The sequence below is a fragment of the Dolichospermum circinale AWQC131C genome, assembly GCF_000426905.1.
Lineage (GTDB): Bacteria > Cyanobacteriota > Cyanobacteriia > Cyanobacteriales > Nostocaceae > Dolichospermum > Dolichospermum circinale.
The window spans coordinates 2,769-8,614 of record NZ_KE384601.1 but is presented as its reverse complement, the minus strand read 5'-3'; the positions used below and the strand labels follow the sequence as shown (position 1 = coordinate 8,614).

At 37.0% G+C, this 5,846-nt stretch carries 3 protein-coding genes; 2 read left to right on the top strand and 1 reads right to left on the bottom strand.

Features of this window, described 5'->3' with window-relative positions:
- The first annotated feature begins 318 nt into the window (after positions 1-318).
- Together ACIR131C_RS0106840 and ACIR131C_RS0106835 are read left to right on the top strand one after the other, a co-directional pair.
- Positions 319-2,991, top strand: coding sequence for a DUF3536 domain-containing protein (locus ACIR131C_RS0106840; protein WP_028089594.1), 2,673 nt, complete (start codon positions 319-321; stop codon positions 2,989-2,991).
- A gap of 174 nt (positions 2,992-3,165) precedes the next feature.
- The gene (locus ACIR131C_RS0106835; protein ID WP_334310850.1) at positions 3,166-4,887 is read left to right on the top strand and encodes a protein kinase domain-containing protein; all 1,722 of its coding nucleotides are present in this window, start codon (positions 3,166-3,168) and stop codon (positions 4,885-4,887) included.
- Positions 4,888-4,938: 51 nt separating this feature from the next.
- On the opposite strand, the gene ACIR131C_RS0106830 is transcribed toward ACIR131C_RS0106835, so the two are convergent.
- Positions 4,939-5,238: a 30S ribosomal protein PSRP-3 gene (locus ACIR131C_RS0106830; RefSeq protein WP_015079494.1), complete on the bottom strand. Its 300-nt coding sequence runs from the start codon at positions 5,236-5,238 to the stop codon at positions 4,939-4,941.
- Positions 5,239-5,846 lie beyond the last annotated feature (608 nt).

The window sequence follows — 5,846 nt, the reverse complement described above, 5'->3', positions numbered from 1 at the left end:
TTGATAGCTTGCGTGGCGTAGCCATACAAGACTCAGTAGGTATCAATTCTGTCTTTCTTCCTGTGTTCCCTGTTCCCTGTAACCTGTTCCCTGTAACCTGTTCCCTGTAACCTGTTCCCTGTTCCCTGACCACACAAGTAAATTCACAAAATCAAACCGGATTCCTATAGTTGTATTCTTGTTTAGAAATGATTGTGATAAGATTTAGTTTTGTTTCTTATGTTTTATTTATAACTGATTTTGTGAGACAACAATTGTAGAAAGGTAGACATAGTAAGAATATTCTTCAAAATTGCACATTTATTTGGGTAACAAAATATGACTTCAGCAGCGGAAATACTAAGTAGTTCTGTCTCAATCTTACCATTAGATAAACGGGCTAAATACAGTCCTGAACATGATCCCCTGAAAATTGCTCAAGGGGTGTATGTTACAGTTCATGGTCATTTTTATCAACCCCCTAGAGAAAATCCCTACCTGGATGCGATTGAACGTCAACCCAGTGCTACGCCTTTTCATGACTGGAATGAGCGCATTCATTGGGAATGCTATCGTCCTAATGCTTTTGCAAGGATATTAAATGACCGTGGAGAAGTTGTGGGGATTGTGAATAATTATGAGTACATGAGCTTTAATATTGGTCCAACACTGATGTCGTGGTTAGAACGCTATGATGTGGAGGTTTATCAGCGGATTTTGGAGGCTGATGCTAAAAGTTGCCAACGATTAAATGGTCATGGCAATGCGATCGCTCAAGTATATAATCATATTATCCTACCCTTAGCCAACGAAAGAGATAAACACACACAAATTCGCTGGGGTAAAGAAGATTTCCGTTCGCGCTTTGGCCGTGATCCCGAAGGGATGTGGTTAGCAGAAACAGCCGTGGATTATGCCACCCTAGAGGCATTGGTAGCGGAAAAGATTAAATTTATCATTTTAGCACCTTCTCAAGCCCAACGTTGTCGTCCTTGCCCGACAGAGGATGATCCCCATAGTCAATGGCATGAGGTAGGGGGTAATCAGATTGATCCCACTCGTCCCTATCGTTGTTATTTGGATAGTCAGAAAACTGGAAAAAAATCACAGGCCTATATTGATATCTTTTTCTATGATGGTCCGATTTCGCGGGATATGGGTTTTAGTGATGTTGTCTATAATTCCCATCATTTTGCAGGCCGGGTGGGGGCGGCTATTCGTGGGGATCATCGTCGGTCCCAATTAATTTCTGTAGCCACTGACGGGGAGACTTTTGGACACCACAAAAAAGGCACGGAGAAGACTTTGGCCTATGCCTTTATTGGTGAGTTTCCTCGTCATGGTTGGACTGTCACCAACTACGCCCATTATTTGAGTTTAAATCCTCCTAGTTGGGAAGTCCAATTAAAGCCCGTCACAGCCTGGAGTTGCGCCCATGGTGTGGATAGATGGCAAGATGATTGTGGTTGTGGTGGTGAAGGGGGTGTGTGGCATCAAAAATGGCGGCGGCCGTTACGAAATGCGTTAAATTGGTTACGGGATCAGTTAATTGATGTTTATGAAAAACATGGTAGTGTATTATTCCGTGATCCTTGGCAAGCAAGGGACGAATATATTCATGTCATGTCTGACCGTTCTCATGCTAATGTTAGCCATTTTTTATCTCGTCATCAAACTCATAAACTAGACGCTGGTGAACAGGTAGAGGCTTTACGCTTGTTGGAAATGCAGCGTCATTCTTTACTAATGTTCACTAGTTGCGGCTGGTTTTTTGAAGAAATTTCCCGCCCGGAGGGAACACAAATTTTACGTTATGCCGCCCGTGCTTTAGAATTAGCAGGAGATGTCTCAGGTGTACAGTTAGAAAAGGGTTTTCTTAAACGCCTGATGTTAGCTCCTAGTAATGTGGAAGAGTTTAAACATGGGGCAGATATATATCATAAATTGGTATTAACTGCTCAAATTGGATTTAAACAAGTCGCTGCCCATTATGCTATTACTTCCTTATTTAATCATCGCAAAAATACTGTTTCTGGACAAGATACAGATAAACAATCCCATGGTAATAATCAGCGAGTCTATTGCTATACTGCCCATGAGTTAGATTACCATAAGCAGCGCATTGGTCCGTTAACTATGGTAGTAGGACATTTGCAGCTAGTGTCAGATATTACCTGGGAAAGTGAAAATTTAATATTTGCTGTACTGCATTTGGGGGGGTGGGATTTTCACTGCTGCATTCAACAGTTTACTGGCAGACGTAACTATGCTGAAATTAAAGAAAAGCTGTTTACAGCCTTACAGCAGGCCAGTGTAGCTCATGTTATTTTGGTCATGACTCAAGTATTTGGGGGTGAAGCCTTTAGTTTACAAACTCTATTTGCTGAAGAACGTCATCGGATTATGCGGTTGTTAAGTCAGGAAACATTGGCACGACTAGACCAATTATATACTCAAGCGTATCGTGATAATTACGGTGTCATCATCGCTTTTCATCGAGATGGATTAGAAGTACCACGGGAATTACAAGTAGCAGCGGAAATTGCTTTAGGACATCGTTGTTTGATAACATTGCGATCGCTACAGCAAGCGCAGCTATCGCTAGAACAAAATATTAATGAAGCACAATTAAGCTGGAATCTAATGGTAGAATTGGAGGCGATATCTCATGAAGCTGAACAGCTTCGTTGTCAATTAAATATTCCCGAAGGCAATCAAATCCTAGAACAATTAATAGTTAGGTTATTGTGGCAATTATTGTATGATGCCAATAGCAATTTGGATACAGATATCCAACGGTTAGAACGGTTAATTGATATTGGTTATAAGCTGCATATTGGCATTAATTTAAACCAATCCCAAGAACTATATTGGAGTTGTTTACACAGTCAAATATTGCCACGAATTACCAATATTAACAGTGAAGCAGAAACCGTGCAATGTCGTCAATTGCTGAAATTAGGGCAAAAACTAGCGGTTGATGTTAATCCATTTTTAGATAAATTAGTGTAAATTTGTAGGGTGGGCAATGCCCACCAAAAGCTAAAACAAAAGCTAAAATTTTATCTGAAAATTTTCATCTTTTTTCTGTGTTTTTATGGTAGTTTGTTACTGAACAAAATATGAACCCTGAAAACCTCTTGACCGTTGCCTCTTGCTTCTTGCCCTGCTATGATTCTGCGATTTATGATGTTAATTAAAAACCGTTATCGTTTGATCAAACAGATTGCTAAAAGGGAATTTTATCAAACATTTCTTGCAGTAGATGAAAATCAATTTCCTCCCCTTGCTTGTATTGTTCAAAAATTGTTGTCTCCACAGCAAACACTTGAAGATTTTGAATATCAAGCACAGCAATTAACAGAATTAGGTAAACATCCTCAAATTCCCAAATTAATCACCCATTTTACAGAAGACAAATATGATTATTTAATTCAGGAATTTATCGAAGGTGATAATTTAGCTACTGTGTTAGAAAAGCAAGGTGTTTTTCATGAAAATCAGATTTGGCAAGTTTTAAAAAGTTTATTACCCGTTCTCAGTTTTATTCATAATCATCAAATTATTCACCGCAATATTAACCCAGAAAATATTATTTCCCAGACCGTTAACCAAAATCAAAATTTATTAGAAAATCTATTTTTAACTGATTTTACAGTCGTTAAATTTGTCAATAGAAATCAATCAAAAGATGATATAGTTGGGAGTCCAGAATATATTTCTCCAGAACAAATACAAGGTAAAGCCGTTTTCGCAAGTGACTTATATAGTTTAGGTGTAACTTGTATTTATTTACTAACTCACATACCACCCTTTGAATTATTTAATATTACTCATCATAGCTGGATATGGCGAGATTATTTAACTAATCAAATTAGTGAACATTTAGCGCAAACCCTGGATAAACTGGTAAAACACAATTTACAAGAACGCTGGAAATCAGCAAATGAACTTATTTACAATTTGGGAATTAAAGCTAATGATTTACGTTTATCATCTCATATTTCCCAGGATGATTGGCAACTTTATTATACAATCAAAAATCAAATTCATAGTCCTATTAATACCATAGCATTAAGCCCTGATAGTCAAATTTTAGCAAGTGGTGAGGATGATAAAAGCATTAAATTATGGGATTTAAAAACTCAACAATTAATAGCTAATTTGAAAGGACATACCCAAGCCATAACAGCAGTTAAATTTAATCCCAATGGGACAATTTTAGCCACCGCTAGTGATGATAAAACTATCAAATTATGGGACATAAAAACATTAACAATAATTCAGACTTTAAGTGGACATTCCCACGCTGTCAAGTCTCTAACATTTCATCATAATGGGCAAATTTTAGCCAGTGGAAGTTGGGATAAAACCATTAAAATATGGGATATAAATACAGGTTTAGAACTTCACACTTTAACTGGACATAAATTACAAGTAAATGCTGTTGCTTTTAGTCCCCAAAGAGAACTTTTAGCTAGTGCTAGTCATGACAAAACAGTTCGTATTTGGCAACTACAAAACGGAAAATATAACTTATTAACAACTCTTTTAGACCATACTTGGGCAGTTTTGACAGTTGCATTTAGTCCCACCAATCAGAATTTATTGGCAACTGGTAGCGGTGATAATACCATTAAATTATGGGATATTAACACTGGTGAATTAATTAACACACTTTCCGGTCATTCCTGGTCAGTAGTAGCTGTAGCCTTTAGTACAGATGGGGAAATGCTAATTAGTGGCAGTTGGGATAAAACAGTGAAAATTTGGCAAATCAGCACAAAATCAGAAATTACCAGCCTTGTAGGTCATACAGACTCAGTATCTAGCGTTGCTATTAGCGATGATACAGAATTAATTGTCAGTGGTAGCAAAGACAAAACAATCAAATTATGGCGTAGATGATAATTGACAATAATTAATTATCGTCAATTATCAATTATCAGTTGAAAATAATCAGGCGCTACCAGTGAAGGCAACTTCTGGAAATTTTAATTGCGCTTCTGCCATTGGGCGTTTTCTGCCTTCTTCTTGCCAGTAGTTAATTACTTCCGTGGCTTTATTCAGCAACTCCACGCGGTCAACATCTGTAATCCAATGTTTGGATTCTAACTCTTTTTTTAGCTCTTCCCAGGCATCATTTCTGGGCCAAAAAAAGTATTTGGTTAAGGGACTAGAACCTTTACCAACCACTTGGTCAACTGCGAGGGCGACGTTTTCGTCTAACCAGAGAATTTTTAAAATGAACTTGGTCAATTACACCTCCGGGGAATATCCGGGTTTTTTGCTTGAGTTTGCGACCCCTCATTTTAACTCAATCTTTGACTAATTGACCAATATTTATCAGACAAATCTGATTTTTTTAGTTATTTTCTTGTTTTCCGTCCATAAAAGATGTTTCTGACCTCTACTATAAAAGGATGTATAGTTGCGTGTTAAAAAGAATTTTAATTATTCTATTTACACTTTATTAGATTTAATTGATTGTTAGTTTGCTTAACTGAGTTGTTTAAAGATTATCATCCCAATTCCCCATTCTCTTCAAAAAATTAGGTTTGCTGATACTATTAATTACTCAGTTTTTGTCAGGGAGGTAATTAATTATTTCTTGGTAGTGAAAATGGTAGTAAACATCATCAACATTCCCCCTACTAAAATCATGATTGCTAATCCCCCAGTGACTAAATCTAAAGTATTGTTATCTATGGTCATATTATTCATACTCCTCTAAATTGTATATTATAAATAATAATACACAAATAATAATACACAACAACAAATTAATAATGCAGATGTTGATCAAAAAGTGGCCAGTTTTTTGCAAAAATGTCCTGGTCTGCGGTTGGGAAAAGATACAGCAGTTC